14 protein-coding genes are annotated in these 18,954 nt (G+C 70.7%); 8 read left to right on the forward strand and 6 right to left on the reverse strand.

Going from position 1 to position 18,954, the window contains the following annotated elements; genetic code table 11:
• Positions 1-44 precede the first annotated feature (44 nt).
• Complete coding sequence (locus GQF42_RS17330; protein WP_158920942.1) at positions 45-2,297, forward strand: heavy metal translocating P-type ATPase; 2,253 nt, start codon at positions 45-47, stop codon at positions 2,295-2,297.
• A 658-nt stretch (positions 2,298-2,955) separates the two neighbouring features.
• Here GQF42_RS17330 and GQF42_RS17335 read toward each other — a convergent pair.
• The 6 genes from GQF42_RS17335 to GQF42_RS17360 all read right to left on the reverse strand — a co-directional run bounded on the left by GQF42_RS17335 (position 2,956) and on the right by GQF42_RS17360 (position 11,734).
• Positions 2,956-4,245, reverse strand: a complete 1,290-nt coding sequence (locus GQF42_RS17335) for a citrate synthase (protein ID WP_158920944.1) — start codon at positions 4,243-4,245, stop codon at positions 2,956-2,958.
• A gap of 230 nt (positions 4,246-4,475) precedes the next feature.
• The gene (gene recD2 / locus GQF42_RS17340; protein WP_158920946.1) at positions 4,476-6,767 is read right to left on the reverse strand and encodes an SF1B family DNA helicase RecD2; all 2,292 of its coding nucleotides are present in this window, start codon (positions 6,765-6,767) and stop codon (positions 4,476-4,478) included.
• 186 nt (positions 6,768-6,953) lie between these two features.
• On the reverse strand, positions 6,954-7,193 hold the full coding sequence (locus GQF42_RS17345) for a hypothetical protein (protein ID WP_158920948.1): 240 nt from the start codon (positions 7,191-7,193) through the stop codon (positions 6,954-6,956).
• 134 nt (positions 7,194-7,327) lie between these two features.
• A complete protein-coding gene (locus GQF42_RS17350) occupies positions 7,328-7,837 on the reverse strand; it encodes an inclusion body family protein (RefSeq protein ID WP_158920949.1) in 510 nt (169 codons plus the stop codon).
• A gap of 31 nt (positions 7,838-7,868) precedes the next feature.
• Positions 7,869-9,689, reverse strand: coding sequence for a thiamine pyrophosphate-binding protein (locus tag GQF42_RS17355; RefSeq protein WP_158920951.1), 1,821 nt, complete (start codon positions 9,687-9,689; stop codon positions 7,869-7,871).
• Entirely contained in the window at positions 9,686-11,734 is a 2,049-nt protein-coding gene (locus tag GQF42_RS17360; RefSeq protein WP_158920953.1) for a flavin monoamine oxidase family protein, read from the reverse strand. The genes GQF42_RS17355 and GQF42_RS17360 overlap by 4 nt, the downstream gene beginning before the upstream one ends.
• Positions 11,735-12,351: 617 nt before the next feature.
• Here GQF42_RS17360 and GQF42_RS17365 point away from each other — a divergent pair.
• The 7 genes from GQF42_RS17365 (at position 12,352) to rbsD (ending at position 18,935) form a co-directional block, all read left to right on the forward strand.
• A complete protein-coding gene (locus GQF42_RS17365; protein WP_158920955.1) occupies positions 12,352-12,597 on the forward strand; it encodes a hypothetical protein in 246 nt (81 codons plus the stop codon).
• Positions 12,594-12,716, forward strand: coding sequence for a hypothetical protein (locus GQF42_RS46965; RefSeq protein WP_267906144.1), 123 nt, complete (start codon positions 12,594-12,596; stop codon positions 12,714-12,716). The genes GQF42_RS17365 and GQF42_RS46965 overlap by 4 nt, the downstream gene beginning before the upstream one ends.
• Positions 12,717-12,950: 234 nt before the next feature.
• Complete coding sequence (locus GQF42_RS17375; RefSeq protein WP_158920957.1) at positions 12,951-13,994, forward strand: LacI family DNA-binding transcriptional regulator; 1,044 nt, start codon at positions 12,951-12,953, stop codon at positions 13,992-13,994.
• Complete coding sequence (locus GQF42_RS17380) at positions 13,991-15,511, forward strand: sugar ABC transporter ATP-binding protein (RefSeq protein WP_158920959.1); 1,521 nt, start codon at positions 13,991-13,993, stop codon at positions 15,509-15,511. The genes GQF42_RS17375 and GQF42_RS17380 overlap by 4 nt, the downstream gene beginning before the upstream one ends.
• A complete protein-coding gene (locus GQF42_RS17385) occupies positions 15,501-17,453 on the forward strand; it encodes an ABC transporter permease/substrate-binding protein (RefSeq protein WP_158920961.1) in 1,953 nt (650 codons plus the stop codon). The genes GQF42_RS17380 and GQF42_RS17385 overlap by 11 nt, the downstream gene beginning before the upstream one ends.
• Before the next feature lie 115 nt (positions 17,454-17,568).
• Positions 17,569-18,558, forward strand: a complete 990-nt coding sequence (locus GQF42_RS17390) for a ribokinase (RefSeq protein WP_158930257.1) — start codon at positions 17,569-17,571, stop codon at positions 18,556-18,558.
• Entirely contained in the window at positions 18,555-18,935 is a 381-nt protein-coding gene (rbsD, locus tag GQF42_RS17395) for a D-ribose pyranase (RefSeq protein WP_158920963.1), read from the forward strand. The genes GQF42_RS17390 and rbsD overlap by 4 nt, the downstream gene beginning before the upstream one ends.
• The last annotated feature ends 19 nt before the right edge of the window (positions 18,936-18,954 follow it).

The following is an 18,954-nucleotide window of genomic DNA, read 5'->3' on the forward strand; positions in this document are numbered from 1 at the left end:
CATACTGGATCCGTTCGGTCCGGTCCGATGTCTGGAGTCCGGACATGACCAGCACCACCACAGCGAACACGGCCGCGACAGCCGGGCCCTCCTCCGAGGTCGAACTGCTCATCGGCGGGATGACCTGCGCCTCCTGCGCCGCACGGGTGGAGAAGAAGCTCAACCGGATGGACGGCGTCAGCGCCACCGTCAACTTCGCCACCGAGAAGGCGAAGGTCTCCTTCGGTGAGGGCGTCCGGGTCACCGACCTGATCGCCACCGTGGAGAAGACCGGCTACACCGCCGAGGAACCCGCACCGACGCAGCCGCAGGCCACGGCCGAGGGCACTTTCGAGCACGACGCCGAACTCGGCACCCTGCGGCAGCGGCTGCTGGTCTCCGCGCTGCTCGCCCTGCCCGTCGTCCTGCTCGCGATGATCCCGGCCCTGCAGTTCGACAACTGGCAGTGGCTCTCGCTCGCCCTCGCCGCGCCCGTCGTCGTCTGGGGCGGCCTGCCCTTCCACCGCGCCGCATGGACGAACCTGAGGCACGGCGCCGCCACCATGGACACCCTGGTCTCGGTGGGCACGCTGGCCGCTTTCGGCTGGTCGCTGTGGGCGCTGTTCTTCGGTGACGCGGGCCGGCCCGGCATGCACGACGCGTTCCGCCTCACCATCTCCCGCGCCGACGGCGCCTCCGCCCTCTACCTGGAGGTCGCCTCCGGAGTCGTCGCGCTGATCCTGCTCGGCCGCTACCTGGAGGCCCGCTCCAAGCGCCGCGCCGGCGCGGCCCTGAGGGCTCTGATGGAGCTGGGCGCCAAGGACGTGGCGGTGCTCCGCGACGGGCGCGAGATACGTGTCCCCGTGTCCTCCCTGGCCGTCGGCGACCGGTTCGTCGTACGGCCGGGAGAGAAGATCGCCACCGACGGCACGGTGGTCGAGGGCGTCTCCGCCGTCGACGCGTCCATGCTGACCGGCGAGTCGGTGCCGGTGGACGTGGGACCGGGCGACCGGGTCACCGGAGCCACGGTCAACGCGGGCGGCCGGCTGGTCGTCGCGGCCACCCGGGTCGGCGCCGACACCCAGCTCGCCCGGATGGCGAAGCTCGTGGAGGACGCGCAGAACGGCAAGGCCGAGGTGCAGCGGCTCGCCGACCGGGTCTCCGCCGTCTTCGTACCCGTCGTCATCGGCATCGCGCTCGTCACGTTCGGCGTCTGGCTGGGCGTGAGCGGGGACGCGGCCGCCGCGTTCACGGCCGCCGTCGCCGTCCTGATCATCGCCTGCCCCTGCGCGCTGGGCCTCGCCACACCGACCGCACTGATGGTCGGCACCGGCCGTGGCGCACAGCTGGGCATCCTCATCAAGGGTCCCGAGGTTCTGGAGTCCACGCGCCGCGTCGACACGGTCGTCCTCGACAAGACCGGCACCGTCACCACGGGCCGGATGACGCTGCAGGCGGTGTACACCGCCGAGGGCGAGGACGAGAAGGAGCTGCTGCGGCTCGCCGGCGCCCTGGAGCACGCCTCCGAACACCCCGTCGCCCGCGCCGTCGCGGTGGGCGCCGAGGAGCGCGCCGGGACACTTCCGCAGGTCGAGCACTTCGAGAACGTGCCCGGGCGGGGTGTGCGCGGGCGGGTGGAGGGCCGCGAGGTGGCCGTGGGGCGCCTGTACGACGCCCTCCCGGAGGAGTTGACCCGGGCGGTCCGCGAGGCCGAGCAACAGGGGCGTACGGCCGTCGTGGCCGGCTGGGACGGTCGGGCCCGCGGGGTGCTCGCGGTCGCCGACGCGGTCAAGGAGACCAGCGCCGAGGCGGTACGGGACCTGCGCGCGCTCGGACTCACACCGGTGCTGCTCACCGGGGACAACCGGACGGTCGCCGAGGCGGTCGCACGGACGGTCGGCATCGACCCGGCGCACGTGTACGCCGAGGTGCTTCCCGAGGACAAGGTGGACGTCGTACGACGGCTGCGCAACGAGGGGCGCGCCGTGGCGATGGTCGGCGACGGCGTCAACGACGCGGCCGCGCTGGCCACCGCCGATCTGGGTCTGGCGATGGGCACGGGCACGGACGCGGCGATCGAGGCGAGCGACCTGACGCTGGTGCGCGGGGATCTGCGCGCGGCGGCGGACGCGATCCGGCTGTCCCGGCGGACGCTGGCCACCATCAAGGGCAACCTGGTGTGGGCCTTCGGCTACAACGTGGCCGCGCTGCCGCTGGCCGCCGCCGGGCTGCTCAATCCCATGATCGCGGGCGCCGCGATGGCCTTCTCCTCGGTGTTCGTGGTGACCAACAGCCTGCGGCTGCGCCGCTTCCGCTGAAGTCCCGCGGGGTTACCGACGGTTCGGGGCGGTCGGAGTAAGAGACCCCCTAGAGTCGGACGCGCGCAGCACATAAGCTCTTCACAAGGCTCGCGCATCATCCTTACGCTTGGGTCCCGATCGCCGTATCGGGGCTCTTGCGCACCTAAGGGACATATGCAAGAGACGCAGATCACAGTGATGCGAACGTAACCATCGAAGGGGTTCGAAGGTCTAAGTTGGCGATGTCGGTTCGGCGTCTTGGGGGGCGCCAACCGGCATCTGAGGATGTCTTGGGGGACTTCCTCAGAGATGCGTTGCCGGGGCACGTACACCGGGGAGCTTTGAGCGGCCCTCCCAGCGTGCGTTGTCCCGGCAGATCGCACCGCGTCACTGGAGTGGGACGAGTTTTGCTCGTTCTGCTCGAAGACAGCGATTCAGGCGCTGTCCTCTCCGAGCGCCCGGCCGGATCCCGTGGGGGGAATCCGCACCGGGACACGGGAAGGCGCCCTGGTCGTCGGCCCGTGGGGGGACCGGCGACAGGGCGCCTTCTGCTCTGTGCCCGCGGTGCGCTGCGGATCGCCGCTCACCGCCGTTCCAGGGCCCGCCCGGCAGTGGGCAGGCCCCGTTCTCCAGCTGCCGACGGGGCGCCGCGGGACGGCGCCCTCACCGGCAGGTGTCAGCGCGCCTCGACCGGCACGAAGTCGCGCTCGACGACACCCGTGTAGATCTGGCGCGGGCGGCCGATGCGGGAGCCCGGCTCCTTGATCATTTCGGTCCACTGGGCGATCCAGCCCGGCAGCCGGCCGAGGGCGAACAGGACCGTGAACATCTCGGTCGGGAAGCCCATGGCACGGTAGATCAGACCGGTGTAGAAGTCGACGTTCGGGTAGAGCTTGCGCTCCACGAAGTAGTCGTCGGAAAGGGCGTGCTCCTCCAGCTTGAGGGCGATGTCGAGAAGCTCGTCATCCTTGCCCAGCGCGGAGAGCACGTCGTGCGCGGCGGCCTTGATGATCTTGGCGCGCGGGTCGAAGTTCTTGTAGACCCGGTGGCCGAAGCCCATCAGACGGACGCCGTCCTCCTTGTTCTTCACCTTGCGGATGAAGGTGTCGACGTCGGAGCCGGAGTCGCGGATGCCCTCGAGCATCTCCAGCACGGACTGGTTGGCGCCGCCGTGCAGCGGGCCCCACAGCGCGCTGATGCCGGCCGAGATCGACGCGAACATGTTGGCCTGCGAGGAGCCGACCAGGCGGACCGTGGAGGTCGAGCAGTTCTGCTCGTGGTCGGCGTGCAGGATCAGCAGCTTGTCCAGCGCGGCGACGACGACCGGGTCGAGGTCGAACTCCTGCGCCGGGACCGAGAAGGTCATGCGCAGGAAGTTCTCGACGTAGCCGAGGTCGTTGCGCGGGTAGACGAACGGGTGACCGATCGACTTCTTGTACGCGTACGCCGCGATCGTCGGAAGCTTCGCGAGCAGGCGGATGGTGGAGAGGTCGCGCTGCTTCTCGTCGAACGGGTTGTGGCTGTCCTGGTAGAAGGTGGACAGCGCCGAGACGACCGACGACAGCATGGCCATCGGGTGGGCGTCCCGCGGGAAGCCCTTGTAGAAGTTCTTGACGTCCTCGTGCAGCAGCGTGTGCCGCGTGACGTCGTTCTGGAACGTCGTCAGCTCGTCGACGGTGGGCAGCTCACCGTTGATCAGCAGGTACGCCACCTCGAGGAAGGTGGAGCGCTCGGCCAGCTGCTCGATGGGGTAGCCGCGGTAGCGGAGGATGCCCGCCTCGCCGTCGAGGTAGGTGACAGCGGATTTATAGGCGGCCGTGTTGCCGTACCCGCTGTCCAGAGTCACCAGACCGGTCTGGGCGCGGAGCTTCCCGATGTCGAAGCCCTTGTCGCCGACGGTGCTGTCGACCACCGGGTAGGTGTACTCGCCGTCGCCGTACCGCAGTACTACAGAGTTGTCGCTCACGTCTTCCCTCACCGACGTAGTGCCTCATCTTCGAGGTGCCCTGACTGTCTCTACCATCCCCCATTTGGCTCAGGAGAGTGCACTCGGGGTCGACCATTGGGCCTATTGGCGGCACTCAGTGCCGCCAACCTGCTCATCCTGCCCCCTCCGAACGGCATCTGGAAGTGCTCTGTGACCTTCACGACTCATTTGATCGATCATTTCTGGTGATGCCCGTCCGCACTGGTCCCCTACCCGTCCGAACCGGTGACGCTCGCCCGCCCTGCGGGTGACGCCAGCCTGAAGTCGAGGGCCGTGCACCGCCGTCCCGCCGACACCGTGCGCACCGCCTGCCCGATCGCCTTGCGCGAACCGACCAGGACGACCAGCCGTTTGGCCCGGGTGACCGCCGTGTAGAGGAGGTTCCGCTGGAGCATCATCCATGCCCCGGTCGTGACGGGAATCACCACGGCGGGATATTCACTCCCCTGGGAGCGGTGAATGGTCACCGCGTACGCATGGGCCAGTTCGTCCAGTTCGTCGAATTCGTACGGAACCTCCTCGTCCTCGTCGGTCAGCACCGTGAGCCGCTGGTCGACCGGATCGAGCGAGGTGACGACGCCCACGGTTCCGTTGAAGACACCGTTCTTCCCCTTCTCGTAATTGTTGCGAATCTGGGTGACCTTGTCGCCGACGCGGAAGACCCGGCCGCCGAACCGCTTCTCGGGCAGATCGGGCCGGCCGGGCGTGATGGCCTGCTGGAGCAGCCCGTTGAGGACCCCGGCCCCGGCCGGCCCCCGGTGCATCGGCGCGAGCACCTGCACGTCCCGGCGCGGATCCAGCCCGAACCTGGACGGAATCCGCCGCGCCGCCACGTCCACGGTGAGCCGGCCGGCCTCCTCGGTCTCGTCCTCGACGAAGAGGAAGAAGTCCTTCATCCCGTCGGTCAGCGGGTGCTGCCCGGCGTTGATGCGGTGCGCGTTGGTGACGACACCGGACTGCTGGGCCTGCCGGAAGACGCGGGTGAGCCGGACGGCGGGAACGGGGCTGCCATCGGCGAGCAGGTCGCGCAGCACCTCGCCGGCGCCGACGCTGGGCAACTGGTCGACGTCCCCGACGAAGAGGAGGTGGGCGCCCGGCGGTACGGCCTTCACGAGCTTGTTGGCGAGCAGGAGGTCCAGCATGGAGGCCTCGTCCACGACCACCAGGTCGGCGTCGAGCGGCCGGTCCCGGTCGTACGCCGCGTCCCCGCCGGGCTTCAGCTCCAGGAGCCGGTGCACCGTGGAGGCCTCGGCGCCGGTCAGTTCGGCCAGCCGCTTGGCGGCACGCCCCGTCGGCGCGGCGAGCAGCACCTTGGCACGCTTGGCGCGGGCCAGCTCCACGATCGAGCGGACCGTGAAGGACTTGCCGCAGCCGGGCCCGCCGGTGAGGACGGCGACCTTCTCGCTGAGCGCGAGGCGCACGGCGGACTCCTGCTCGGGGGCGAGGTCGGCGCCGGTGCACGTCTTCAGCCAGCCGAGAGCCTTCGCCCAGTCGACGTCCTGGAAGGCGGGCATCCGGTCCTGCCCGGTCCGCAGCAGGCGCAGCAGCTGGGCGGACAGGGACAGTTCGGCACGGTGGAAGGGGACCAGGTAGACGGCCGTGACGGGATCCGACGCGGCACCGTCCGGCCCCGGGACCTTCTCCCGTACGACGCCCGGGTCCTCGCCCTCCTCCCCCGGCTCGGCCAGCTCCGCGAGGCACTCGATGACCAGCCCGGTGTCGACCTGGAGCAGTTTGACCGCGTCGGCGATCAGCCGTTCCTCGGGCAGGAAGCAGTGGCCCTGGTCGGCGGACTGGGACAGCGCGTACTGCAGGCCGGCCTTCACCCGCTCCGGGCTGTCGTGCGGGATGCCGACGGACTGGGCGATCTTGTCGGCGGTCAGGAAGCCGATGCCCCAGACGTCGGCGGCCAGCCGGTAGGGGTGGTTCTTGACGACGGAGATCGACGCGTCGCCGTACTTCTTGTAGATCCGCACGGCGATGGAGGTGGACACCTCCACGGTCTGGAGGAAGAGCATGACCTCCTTGATCGCCTTCTGCTCCTCCCAGGCGTCGGCGATCTTCTTGGTCCGCTTGGGGCCGAGGCCCGGGACCTCGATGAGCCGTTTCGGCTCCTCCTCGATGATCTGGAGTGTGTCGAGTCCGAAGTGCTGGGTGATCCGGTCGGCGAAGACGGGGCCGATGCCCTTGACCAGCCCGGAACCCAGGTAGCGCCGGATGCCCTGGACGGTGGCCGGGAGGACGGTCGTGTAGTTCTCGACGTGGAACTGCTTGCCGTACTGCGGGTGGGAGCCCCACCGCCCCTCCATGCGCAGCGACTCCCCGACCTGGGCGCCGAGCAGCGCGCCGACGACCGTGAGGAGGTCGCCGCCGCCTCGTCCGGTGTCGACCCGGGCGACCGTGTAGCCGTTCTCCTCGTTGGCGTACGTGATGCGCTCCAGCACGCCCTCGAGCACGGCGAGCCGACGCTCGGTCGTGGGATTCCCCGCCTGTTGAGTCACGCCCTCGACGGTACCGGTGGGGTGTGACAGCGGGTTGCCGGTTCCTCTTCAGGGCTTCGAGGAGCCGTCCTCTCGCAGGCCTTCGGCCGCGGTCGGCAGGGCGGTCGGGGAGAGGGACCCTGTCCCTGTCCCTGACCCTGACCGCCCCGGGAGTGGGTAGGTGGAGGAACTGCCGTCGGTCGCCGGTCAGTTGCAGAAGTTGAGGATGCCGAGGATGCCGTCGCCGCACGCGTTGTTGTCGCCGCCGTGGCCGCCGTGACCGTGGGCCGAGGCGGCCTTCGTGGCGACGTGCGTGGCGGGCGTCGCGGCCGCGGCGGATGTGGCGCTCGCCACTCCCACCGCACAGGCGATGCCCACGGCGGCACTCACCGCGCACGTTCGCAGCGTCCGGGAAACGGTCTTCTTGGGGTGAGGTGTAGTGTCCATGAACTCACCATGCACACCCTCGTGGCCAGTTGCCCGCCGAGCGCATCCGAGTGGGCGAGCCCCTGGGGCGGACGAGGATCTGCCGGTCGGGGCGGCGTTCCGGCATCCGGAAGCCGCCGCCCGTCACCCGGGGCTCAGGATTCTTCGATGGTGATGAAGGGGTCCCACTGGAAGTACCCCTTCAACTGGCGGTGGCGGTCGAGGATCTGGAAGGAGAAGTGGTACACGACCTTGCCGACGCTCTTGACGGTCGTACGCCAGTAGTGGTCCTGGTACTTCTGCGTCACGAAGTCCGGACTGCCCTCGCTCCCTTCCTTGGGCAGCGGGTAGACGCCGTCGACCACCTCGATCTCCGGCGTCCTGATGAGCGTGTGGTCGCGGTCGCTGCTCACGTACCGGTACAGCAGCGCCTTGTAGTCGCTGCCGAGCGAGAGGGTGGTCTCCCGCCAGCGGATCGTGTCCCCGGGTTCGGCCCGCAGGTTCAGCTCCGCGCCCGACGTGCCGACGATGTGGTCGTGGCGCGTCGTCATGTAGATGAGGCTCTGGTCGACGTAGGTCGGAGCGTCCGGGTTCCTCGACGCGTTCGGGTTCTGCTCGACGATCGTCGCCGCGTCGAACGAGATCAGTACGTTCAGGTCGGCCATCTCTTTCCCCTTCGGTTACGGGACTTCTCGGTTACGGGACCTTGTAGGCCATGGCCCTCGGGTAGTCGTGCCGGCGCAGGCGGACCCGGACCAGGAGGGGTCCGGCGTTGTACGGGTCGTGCGGGTCGGCGAGGCGGGAGAGCAGGGCGTCCAGGTCCGCGGGGCGGGCGATGCCGACGCCGTGCGCCGGGGTGCCCTCGCCGGCGAAGACCTCTGCGAGGCGCTCGTAGTGCCAGGGATGCAGGACGTTGTAGAAGTCCGGCTCGGTGGGGTTCTGCTCCGCGAAGTAGGACGGGTGCACCAGCATCTGCTCGATGCCGTAGAAGTGTCCGTTGTCCAGGACGAACACCACCGAGCGCAGCCCCAGCCGGGTGTGGGTGGAGATCTCCTGGCAGGTCTCCTGGAAGGAGCCGTCGCCGACGAAGACCATCGGGCGGGCGCTCTGCCGCTCGGGAGCGAGCGCGGCGCCGGTGGCCGCGCCGACCGACCAGCCGATGGACAGCCAGCTGACCTGGGACAGGAACCCGCCCGCGGACAGGGACAGGTTCATCGAGCCGATCAGCGAGAAGGCGGCGTCCGACACGACCGTCCAGTCCTCCCCGGTCTCCTCGCCCAGGAAGTGGTTGATCCGGTCGAACAGGCCGTCGTACGTGAGGTGTTCGGCGCCGTGGGACCGGGCACCGTCGGCGCTCAGCGAGGCGCGGTACTGCGCCAGGCCGGCGGGGCGGCCGGCGCGTGCTCCGCCGTAGCTGTAGGACTCGGCGTAGTAGTCGGCCGCGAGGCCCCCGGAGCCGTACTCCTTCACCAGCGCGTCCTGGAGGGCGGGCAGCAGGTGGGCGAGCTGGACGTCGGGGAAGTACGAGGTGCCGACGCTGATGCCGCCGTGCGCCGCCATCACCCAGTCCGTGCCGACGCTCTGCTCGCCGCCGAGGTTCTTCGACGTGGACCAGGCGCCGAGCCCGATCCGGCAGGTGGCCCAGTCCTTGAAGACCGCGTGCACGTCCGGGTGGCTGGCCCTGCCGTTGTACACGCCGTGGAACTGCGGGAGGTCCTCGTCCACGACGGCCTTCGCGCCGACCGTCGTGCAGAACGGTACGCCGGTGGCCTCCACCAGGTCGGTGAGCTGCACGCCGAGGCGGAACCGGTCGATCTCCTCGCCGGCCCACACGATCGGGCGGGGCCTGCCGTCCGGGCCGGGGTGCTCCTCGACCAGGGTGAGGACCGCCTGCACGGCGTCCTCCAGCATGGTCTGGTTGCGCGTGCTGAACGGCCGTTCGCGCCGGACGATCGGCTCGGCCGGCTCGGGGCACGGCTCGTCCCACAGGTCCTCCATGACCTCCAGGTAGACCGGCCGGCGCTCGGAGACGCACGCGGTGAGCGCGGCGTCGATCTGGCCGGGCGCGAGACCGGGGTGGGAGATGACCTGCGCGTCCACCGTGACCTGGCGGTAGACGTCCAGGTTGCTCTCCGCGCGGGGGCTCATGTGCGAGGTGAGCAGCCCGACGGCCCGGTAGTTCTGCCACTGCTCGTACGGCGGGCAGGCGTTGACGGCGATGAGCGGGATCTGCTCGACGTACGCGCCACCGCAGGCGTTCAGCAGGTTGAACGCGCCGACGCTGTACGTCACCGCCGCCGCGCCCACGCCGTGGATGCGGGCGTAGGCGTCCGCGGCCTGGCCCGCCCCGCCCTCGGTGGGCGTGCCGACCCACTCGACGTCGCCCTCGGCCCGCAGGGTGGCCAGGAACGGGCCGAGGTGGTTGCCGGGCACGCCGAAGAGATGCGTGATCCCCAACTCGGCCAGCCGCAGGGCGAGATAGCGGGCGACCGTGCAGGAAGAGGCGGTCGCGCTCACGAGGACTCCCCCTCCCGCTCCGGGCCCGGGTCGGTGACCGGCGGGGCCTGGTGGACGGCGAGGGCGGCGCGGACGGCGCTCTCCAGCGCGCCCTCGATCCAGGCGTGCTTGAGGGAGGTGTGCTCGCCGGCGAAGTGCACCGGGCCCTCGGGCCGGGAGACGTCCAGGTGGAAGCTGGTCATCTGGTGCGCGGTGTAGATGGCGGCCTCCCCGAAGGCGTACGGGTCGCGGGCCCAGCTCTGGGTGGCGCCCCGGCCGGTGAAGAACACCTCGACGCGCCGGCCGTGCAGGGCCTGGAGGTTGCGCAGGGCGTAGACGTAGCGTTCCGACTTGGGCATGGAGTCCCACCGCGCGGCGTCGTCGGACCAGCAGTACGCGGCAAGGACGACGCCACCGCCGGTGCTGCCCTCGACCGGGTGCGAGGGGTAGTACATGAACCGGTTGGGATTGTCGGCGGCGGAGCCACCGCCGAAGCAGTGGGTGGCGGGGCGGACGGCAGGGCCGCGCAGCGGCAGGGCGCCGTTGAGCTGCCGCATCTCGGCCGTGACCGCGCTGTCCTTGACGGCGGCGCCGAGCAGCCCCGCCTCCGGCTCGGGCAGCGTGGGCACGCGGACGGGGTCGGAGTCGGCGTCCTCGCCCCGGCGGTAGTACTCGTACAGGCCCGGCGCGATGCTCTCCAGCTCGTCCCGCCAGTCGTCCTCGGTGAACTCCCACCACCGGTGGCTGAATTCGAGCAGCACCTTGGTGGCCTGGTCGTAGTGGGTCTCGATGATCGCGCGGCGCTTCTTGTACGACATGGAGGGGACGATCTCGACGAAGCGCAGGGAGGAGAACGGGATGGTGACGATCGCCAGGTCCGCCGTCCACAGGCGGGGCGGTGCCTGCGGGTCGTCCTCGGCGACGGTCTGGACGGCCACGCCCCAGCCGGCGGGGCCGACGGCGCCGGTGCCCTCGGGGTCGGTGTCGCGGCTGGGGTCGTGGTACTCCAGCCGGATCATGCGCTGCCCGAGCCGCACCTCGTCGAGCAGGCCCTGGTGGAGGGCGTGCGGCAGGCGCCAACTGCCGCCCGGGATCTCCCAGTAGCGCACGGCGGGGTTGATGTCGCTGCGGCTCAGGAAGCTGTGGAAGAAGGAGAGGTACAGCCGCGAGGACATGTTCTCCAGCGTGCCGAGGGCCTCGACCGCCTCGTCGCTGAGCCCGGCGTGGTCGCGCAGGAAGGCGCCCATCGAGTAGCCGTCGAAGTCGCGGATCACCCGGGCCCAGCCCTCGACCCACTCCACGAACGGCTTGTTGACCCGCTTGCCGTCGACGACGTCGGAGTAGTAGTCGCGCACGCTCTCCAGCGCGGCGTCCACCATCTGTACGACGGGGGCGCGGACCTCGTCGTCGGTGAGGTGGAAGCCCTCGTTGATCCGCTCGGGAGCGGTGGCGTACTCGGCACGCCGTACCTGGACGCGGTTGGCGCGGATCCAGGAGTTGCCGAGCTTGTCGGGCTCGCGGAACTCGGGGCTGTCGTCGCCGTAGCTCCAGGTCCGGCCGGTGAAGGAGGTGTACGTCACCGGCGGGACGGACACGTCGGGCCCGCTGCCGGTGCGGGGATCGACGTCCACGTTGAAGAACTGGCGTCGGCCGAGACCGAGTTTGTCGACCAGGGCGAGGACGAGCGGGTGGAAGTCGGGCAGCCGCATCGCCCCGGCCTCGGCGTACTGGGCCGGGTCGGCGAAGGGCTGGTGGTGCTTGGTCGTCCGGAAGGTCTTGACCCGCCCGCCGACGCGGTTGGCGTTCGCCTCCAGCACGGTGACGTCGTGACCGGCGTCCTTGAGCAGCCCGGCGGCCACGAGGCCGGTGATGCCGGCGCCGACGACGAGGATCTTCTTGCGCGGGTGCCGGGTGGGGCCGAGGCTGCCCGTGTCTATCAGCGTGTGCAGATATTCGAGTTTGAGGTCCTCGCCGCCGGGTCCGACGAGTAAGAGTTCCCGGGCCAGCCTGAGACATGTCTGCCAGCGCGCACGGGTGGCGGAGTTGTCCCGTGGAATGTCGGTCATAGCCTGCGATCGTAGATATGCGGAAACGGTTTCGCGGTTCACCCCGAAGACAAAGTCCTAAAAATACCGGGGGGATCGCGTGACGCGATTTAGGCTTGCCCGGATTTCCTTGGGAAAGGCAGAAGATTCCCGAGGGGCAGGAGGGAAAGGGGAGCGGAGCCGGAGAAACAATTCGCTTGCGGAATGTGGAACTCCCGGGAGGCAGATGTGCAGGGTCCGTCGACCCCCCTGACGGGAAAGCCGCCATCCGACTCCGCCAACTGGTCCGCCCCGCAGGAGAGTCGGCATATGCATCCCGCCAATGTGCCCCGCTATGACGTGACTGGTGGTCTTTCGCGTAGGGACGGGAGAGGGCGGAGAGAACCGCCACGGGAAAGTCCTTCGCCCTGCCCTGTCCTGGCCTGGTCCGGCCCGGCCCGGCCGGTTCGGGTGGAAGCCGCCCTCGCCGTACAGGGCCAGTACGCCCATGTCGCGAAGCTCGGCGCCGCTCGCCGGACATCTTGTACCCGCTGTGCAGCAGGTACCCGGTCAGCCGCTCCGGATCGGTCAGCGGGAGAGCACGCCACCGGCCTGCTCATCGCCGAGGCAATCGCCCAAGAACTCCAAGGAGTCACCGCATGAGCGCCGCCCGGCACAAGGCTCATCCGCACATGGCCGCTCTCGCCGAGGAACTCAGCAGAGCCGGCGCGATCCGCACCCAGGAGATCCGCACCCAGGAGTGGGCCGATATCTTCGCCATCGTCCCGCGCCACGCATTCGTGCCGCACCGGTTCGAGCAGGAAACCAACGATCGCGGCATCACCGTGTGGCGTCAGCGCGGCGCGGCCACGAAGACAGCGTCGCGGACGTCTACCGGGGCGTGACGCTCGTGACGGCTCTGGACCCGGCCACGGCCGAACAGGTCGCCCCGGACACCTGGACCGGCATCCCCACGTCACCCGGCACGCTCCCCGGTCTCATGGCCGGAATGCTCGAAGACTGACAGGCCCCGCTCGTCCGCTCCCCCCGTGGCGCACGGGCGGGGCCGGCGTTCATCCCGCCAACCCCAGCCGCCCCGGGCCGAGCCCACCCCCGCCCGGTCACGATTGGGTTTCGGCCACCCGTCACCCCCTTGCCTCAGCTCGTGTAATCGATTCCAATCCTTCCTACGGCAATGGCGTGGAATCGATTACACGGCCGTGCCGCCAAGGAGTCTCACGAGGAGGTGAGCCGGGCGATGGCGAGCATCAAGGACGTCGCCGCCGCGGCCGGGGTGTCCGTGGCCACGGTGTCGCGTGTCCTGAACGAGCACCCGTCGGTCAGTGCCGACGCACGTACGCGCGTGCTGGCCGCCGTCGAGGAGCTGGAGTACCGGCCGAACGCCGTCGCACGGTCCCTGCGCACCGATCAGACCCACACCCTCGGGCTGGTCATCAGCGATGTGCTGAACCCGTACTTCACCGAGCTGGCCCGTTCCGTCGAGGAGGAGGCCCGGACACTCGGGTACAGCGTGATCATCGGCAACGCCGACGAGCGGCCCGACCTCCAGGACCACCACGTGCGCAACCTGCTCGACCGGCGGATCGACGGGCTGCTCGTCTCCCCCACCGACGGCGGGTCTCCGCTGATGCTGGACGCCGCCCGGGCCGGGACCCCGATGGTGTTCGTGGACCGGTGGATCCCCGGCGTGGACGTACCCGTCGTGCGGGCCGACGGACGGGCCGCCGTACGGGACCTGGTGGCGCATCTGTGCGCGCTCGGGCACCGTCGGCTCGCCATCATCGCCGGGCCCGCCGCCACCACGACCGGCAGTGAGCGGGTCGAGGCCTTCCGGGCCGCCCTGGCCGAGTACGGCCTTGCGCTCCCCGACGCCTACATAGGCCAGGGCGACTTCCAGGCCGAGAGCGGGCGGCGGGTCACCGAGGGGTTCCTGGACCTGTCGGAGCCGCCCGAGGTCGTCTTCGCCGCCGACAACCTGATGGCGCTCGGCGCCCTGGACGCCGTACGTGCGCGCGGGCTGCGCGTGCCGGACGACATCGCGCTGGCCGCGTTCGACGACATCCCGTGGTTCGTGCACACCGATCCGCCCGTCACCGCGGTCGCCCAGCCGACCGGTGAGCTGGGGCGGGCGGCCGTACGGGCCCTGGTCGACCGGATCGAGGGGCGGACCCCGCAGTCCGTGACGCTGCCCGCCCGGCTCGTCGTGCGCCGCTCGTGCGGCGAGCCGCCCGCCCCGTCCCCTCTGCAGTCCCCCTCCCCAGTGCAAAGGAGCACGTCGTGAGCGACCCGGACGAGTTGCTGCGCATCGAGGGCATACGGAAGACCTTCCCCGGCGTGGTCGCGCTCGACGGCGTCGACTTCGACCTGCGCCGGGGCGAGGTCCATGTGCTGCTCGGTGAGAACGGCGCCGGCAAGAGCACGCTCATCAAGATGCTCTCCGGGGCCTACACGCCCGACGCCGGACGGATCCTGGCCGACGGCCGCGAGGTGCGCATCCACGGTGCGCAGGACGCCGAACGGCTCGGGATCGCCACCATCTACCAGGAGTTCAACCTCGTCCCGGACCTGACCGTCGCCGAGAACATCTTCCTCGGACGGCAGCCGCGGCGCTTCGGGTTGATCGACCGGAAGAAGATGGAGGCCGACGCCGAGACGCTGCTGCGGCGGGTCGGGGTGAGCGTGTCCCCGCGTGCGCGGGTGCGCGAACTGGGCATCGCCCGGCTGCAGATGGTCGAGATCGCCAAGGCGCTCAGCCTGGACGCACGCGTGCTCATCATGGACGAGCCGACCGCCGTGCTCACCTCGGAGGAGGTGGACAAGCTCTTCGCCATCGTGCGCTCGCTGCGCGCGGACGGCGTCGGGATCGTCTTCATCACCCACCACCTGGAGGAGATCGCCGCCCTCGGTGACCGGGTCACCGTCATCCGGGACGGCAGGAGCGTGGGGCAGGTCCCGGCCGCCACGCCCGAGGACGAACTCGTACGGCTCATGGTCGGGCGCTCCATCGAGCAGCAGTATCCGCGGCAGCGGCCCGACCGCGGGCCGGCGTTGCTGTCCGTCGAGGAACTCACCCGGGACGGGGTCTTCCACGACGTGAGCTTCGAGGTGCACGCCGGAGAGGTCGTCGGGATCGCCGGGCTCGTCGGGGCCGGGCGGACCGAGGTCGTACGCGCCGTGTTCGGGGCCGATCCCTACGACGGCGGGGCCGTGAAGGTCTCCGGGAGCGCGCTGAGGCGGCACGACGTGAGCGCCGCCATGGCCGCCGGGATCGGGCTGGTGCCCGAGGACCGCAAGGGGCAGGGGCTGGTGCTGGACGCCTCCGTCGAGGAGAACCTCGGACTCGTCACCATGCGCGCCGCCACCCGCGGCGGGCTCGTCGACCGCAGGGCCCAGCACGTGGCCGCCGAACGGATGGCCGGGCAGCTGGGCGTGCGGATGGCGGGGCTCGGGCAGCACGTACGGACGCTGTCCGGCGGCAACCAGCAGAAGGTCGTCATCGGCAAGTGGCTGCTGGCCGACACCAAGGTGCTGATCCTGGACGAGCCGACGCGCGGGATCGACGTCGGCGCCAAGGTCGAGATCTACCAGCTGATCAACGAGCTGACCGCCGCCGGGGCCGCCGTACTCATGATCTCCAGCGATCTGCCGGAGGTGCTCGGCATGAGCGACCGGGTGCTGGTCATGGCCCAGGGCCGGATCGCCGGTGAACTCGCCGCCGACGAGGCCACCCAGGACGCGGTGATGTCCCTCGCCGTCTCCACCCCCACCACCGAGAAGGAGGCCAGCCGTGGCCACTGACACGCTCAAGAGCCGGGCGGGCGCGCGTGGCGCCCCCGGGGCCATGCGCCGGCTGCTCCTCGACAACGGCGCGCTCACCGCACTGATCGTCCTGGTCATCGCCCTGTCTGCGCTGTCCGGAGACTTCCTGACCACCGACAACCTGCTCAACATCGGCGTCCAGGCGGCCGTGACGGCGATCCTCGCCTTCGGTGTGACCTTCGTGATCGTCTCGGCGGGCATCGACCTGTCGGTCGGGTCCGTGGCCGCGCTGTCGGCGACCGTGCTGGCCTGGAGTGCCACCCAGCACGGGGTGCCGGTGGCACTCGCGGTGCTGCTCGGACTCGCCACGGGTGTCGTGGCGGGTCTGGTGAACGGTTTCCTCATCGCCTACGGCAAGCTGCCGCCGTTCATCGCGACGCTGGCGATGCTGTCGGTGGGCCGTGGTCTCGCGCTGGTGATCTCACAGGGCTCGCCCATCGCCTTCCCCGACTCGGTCTCGCACCTGGGGGACACGCTCGGTGGCTGGCTGCCGGTGCCCGTGCTGGTCATGGTGGTGATGGGGCTGATCGCCGCCCTCGTGCTGGGGCGGACGTACATCGGGCGCTCCATGTACGCCATCGGCGGCAACGAGGAGGCCGCGCGGCTGTCGGGTCTGCGGGTGCCGAAGCAGAAGCTCGCGATCTACGCGCTGTCCGGTGTGTTCGCGGCCGTCGCCGGTGTCGTGCTCGCCTCCCGGCTGTCCTCGGCCCAGCCGCAGGCCGCCGACGGCTATGAGCTGGACGCGATCGCCGCGGTCGTCATCGGCGGTGCCTCGCTCGCGGGCGGTACCGGCAAGGCGTCCGGCACGCTGATCGGCGCGCTGATCCTGGCGGTGCTCAGGAACGGCCTCAACCTCCTTTCCGTGTCGGCGTTCTGGCAGCAGGTCGTGATCGGTGTCGTCATCGCGCTGGCGGTGCTGCTGGACACCGTGCGCCGCAAGGCCGGGACCGCCGCGATGACCACGGGCGGCGCTCCGGGCGGCAGGGGCAGGCAGGCGGCGACGTACGCCCTCGCGGCTGTCGTGACCGTGGCGGTCGTCGGCGCCACCTCCTTCCTGCACAGCGGTTCGTCGTCCTCGGCGAACCCGCGGATGGGCCTGTCGCTGTCCACGCTCAACAACCCCTTCTTCGTGCAGATCCGGGCCGGTGCACAGGCCGAGGCGAAGAAGCTGGGTGTGGACCTGACGGTCACCGACGCCCAGAACGACGCCTCCCAGCAGGCCAACCAGCTGCAGAACTTCACGAGTTCGAGCCTCGGCGCGATCATCGTCAACCCGGTGGACTCGGACGCGGCGAGCAACTCGGTCAAGGCCGCCGACCAGGCGAAGATCCCGGTGATCGCCGTCGACCGGGGCGTCAACAAGGCCGACGTGGACGCCCTGGTGGCGTCCGACAACGTGGCCGGCGGTGAGCTGGCCGCGAAGACGATCGCCGAGAAGCTCGGCGGCAGGGGCAGGATCGTGATCCTGCAGGGCCAGGCGGGCACCTCGGCGGCCCGGGAGCGGGCGCAGGGCTTCGCCAACGGCCTGAAGGCCTACCCGGGGATCCAGGTGGTCGCCCAGCAGCCGGCCGACTTCGACCGCACCAAGGGCCTCGACGTGATGTCGAACCTGCTCCAGGCCCACCCGGACGTGCAGGGCGTCATCGCCGCCAACGACGAGATGGCGCTCGGCGCGGTCAAGGCGCTCGGCTCCAAGGCCGGCAGGTCGGTGCAGGTGGTCGGCTTCGACGGCACTCCGGACGGGCTGACGGCGGTGAAGAACGGCACGCTGTACGCGTCGGTCGCCCAGCAGCCGACGCAGCTGGGAAGGATTGCGGTGGACAACGCGCTGAAGGCCGTGCAGGGCAAGAAGGTGGATCCGACGGTGAAGGTGCCGGTGAAGGTGGTCACGAAGGAGAACGTGGCCGGTTTCAGCGGCTGACGACGGACGGCTCGGGCGGGCGGCCGTGCACCAGGGGCACCTCGGGTGTTCCGGGTGACGGCCGTCCGCCCCGGGTCGTGTCAGGGGAGTCACGGGGAGCATGGGGAGTCAACTGATGTACGACTACGACCTGTTGGTCGTGGGGTCGGCCAATGCCGACCTGGTGATCGATGTCGAGCGACGGCCGGCCGCCGGTGAGACGGTGCTCGGCGGCGACCTGGCCGTGCATCCGGGCGGCAAGGGCGCCAACCAGGCGGTCGCCGCCGCCCGGCTCGGGGCGGCCACGGCCCTGCTGGCGCGGGTCGGTGACGACGCCCACGGCCGGCTGCTCCTCGACTCCCTGCGTGCGGCGGGCGCCGACACGGTCGGCGTGCTGGTGGGCGGGGCGCCGACGGGGGTGGCGCTGATCACCGTCGACCCTTCCGGGGACAACAGCATCGTGGTGTCCCCGGGCGCCAACGCCCGGCTCACCCCGGCGGACGTCCGCGCGGCGGGCAGCCTCTTCCACGCCTCCCGGGTGGTCTCGGCACAGCTGGAGATCCCGCTGGAGACGGTCGTGGAGGTCGTACGGCAGCTGCCCGCGGACAGCCGCTTCGTCCTCAACCCGTCGCCGCCGCGACCGCTGCCGGCCGAGGTGCTGGCGGCCTGCGATCCGCTGATCGTCAACGAGCACGAGGCGCGGGTGATCCTCGGCGACGCGCGGGTGAGCGAGGAGCCCGCGGACTGGGCAAGGCTGCTGCTGGCCAAGGGGCCGCGCTCGGTGGTGGTGACGCTGGGCGCGCAGGGGGCGCTGGTGTGCGACGCCGCGGGGGTGACGCGGGTGGAGCCGGTGAAGGTGGACGCGGTGGACACCACGGGGGCGGGCGACGCCTTCACCGCCGCGTTGGCCTGGCAGCTTGGGTCGGGGTCCGCGCCGGCCGAGGCCGCGGGGTACGCGGCCCGGGTCGGCGCGGCGGCCGTGACCAGGCGGGGCGCGCAGGAGTCGTATCCGACGGCTGAGGAGGTCGACGCCCTGTGCTGTGCCGACCCGGGGGACAACTCCCGGACCCCCGGCCGGGGGTTGGACCAGGAACCCGGCGAGCAGCGGCGAGGTGACTCCCTGTGAAGAAGGCGGGGATCCTCAACCGCCATCTGGCCGGTGCGCTGGCCGAGTTGGGGCACGGGGACGGGGTGCTGGTGTGCGACGCGGGTATGCCGATCCCGGCCGGGCCGCGCGTGGTGGACCTGGCGTTCCGGGCCGGGGTGCCGTCGTTCGCGGAGGTGCTGGACGGTCTGCTGGCCGAGCTGGTGGTGGAGGGCGCGACCGCGGCGCAGGAGCTGCGCGGCCCCAACCGGGCGCTGCTGGAGGGCCACTTCCGGGACCTGGAGCTGGTCCCGCACGAGCGGCTCAAGGAACTGTCGGCGGGCGCCCGGCTGGTGGTCCGCACCGGGGAGGCCCGGCCGTACGCGAACGTGCTGCTGCGGTGCGGGGTGTTCTTCTAGCGAACCGGGTCCGGGGCGA

This window comes from Streptomyces broussonetiae, from assembly GCF_009796285.1.
Taxonomy (GTDB): Bacteria; Actinomycetota; Actinomycetes; order Streptomycetales; family Streptomycetaceae; genus Streptomyces; species Streptomyces broussonetiae.

What these genes read in the sequence shown, in the direction of transcription:
- GQF42_RS17360 (WP_158920953.1), bottom strand. Translation starts at nt 11,734, where the DNA reads ATGACCGACATTCCACGGGACAACTCCGCCACCCGTGCGCGCTGGCAG.
- GQF42_RS17365 (WP_158920955.1), top strand. Translation starts at nt 12,352, where the DNA reads ATGAGCGCCGCCCGGCACAAGGCTCATCCGCACATGGCCGCTCTCGCC.
- GQF42_RS17345 (WP_158920948.1), bottom strand. Translation starts at nt 7,193, where the DNA reads ATGGACACTACACCTCACCCCAAGAAGACCGTTTCCCGGACGCTGCGA.
- GQF42_RS17390 (WP_158930257.1), top strand. Translation starts at nt 17,569, where the DNA reads ATGTACGACTACGACCTGTTGGTCGTGGGGTCGGCCAATGCCGACCTG.
- GQF42_RS17350 (WP_158920949.1), bottom strand. Translation starts at nt 7,837, where the DNA reads ATGGCCGACCTGAACGTACTGATCTCGTTCGACGCGGCGACGATCGTC.
- GQF42_RS17330 (WP_158920942.1), top strand. Translation starts at nt 45, where the DNA reads ATGACCAGCACCACCACAGCGAACACGGCCGCGACAGCCGGGCCCTCC.
- GQF42_RS17375 (WP_158920957.1), top strand. Translation starts at nt 12,951, where the DNA reads ATGGCGAGCATCAAGGACGTCGCCGCCGCGGCCGGGGTGTCCGTGGCC.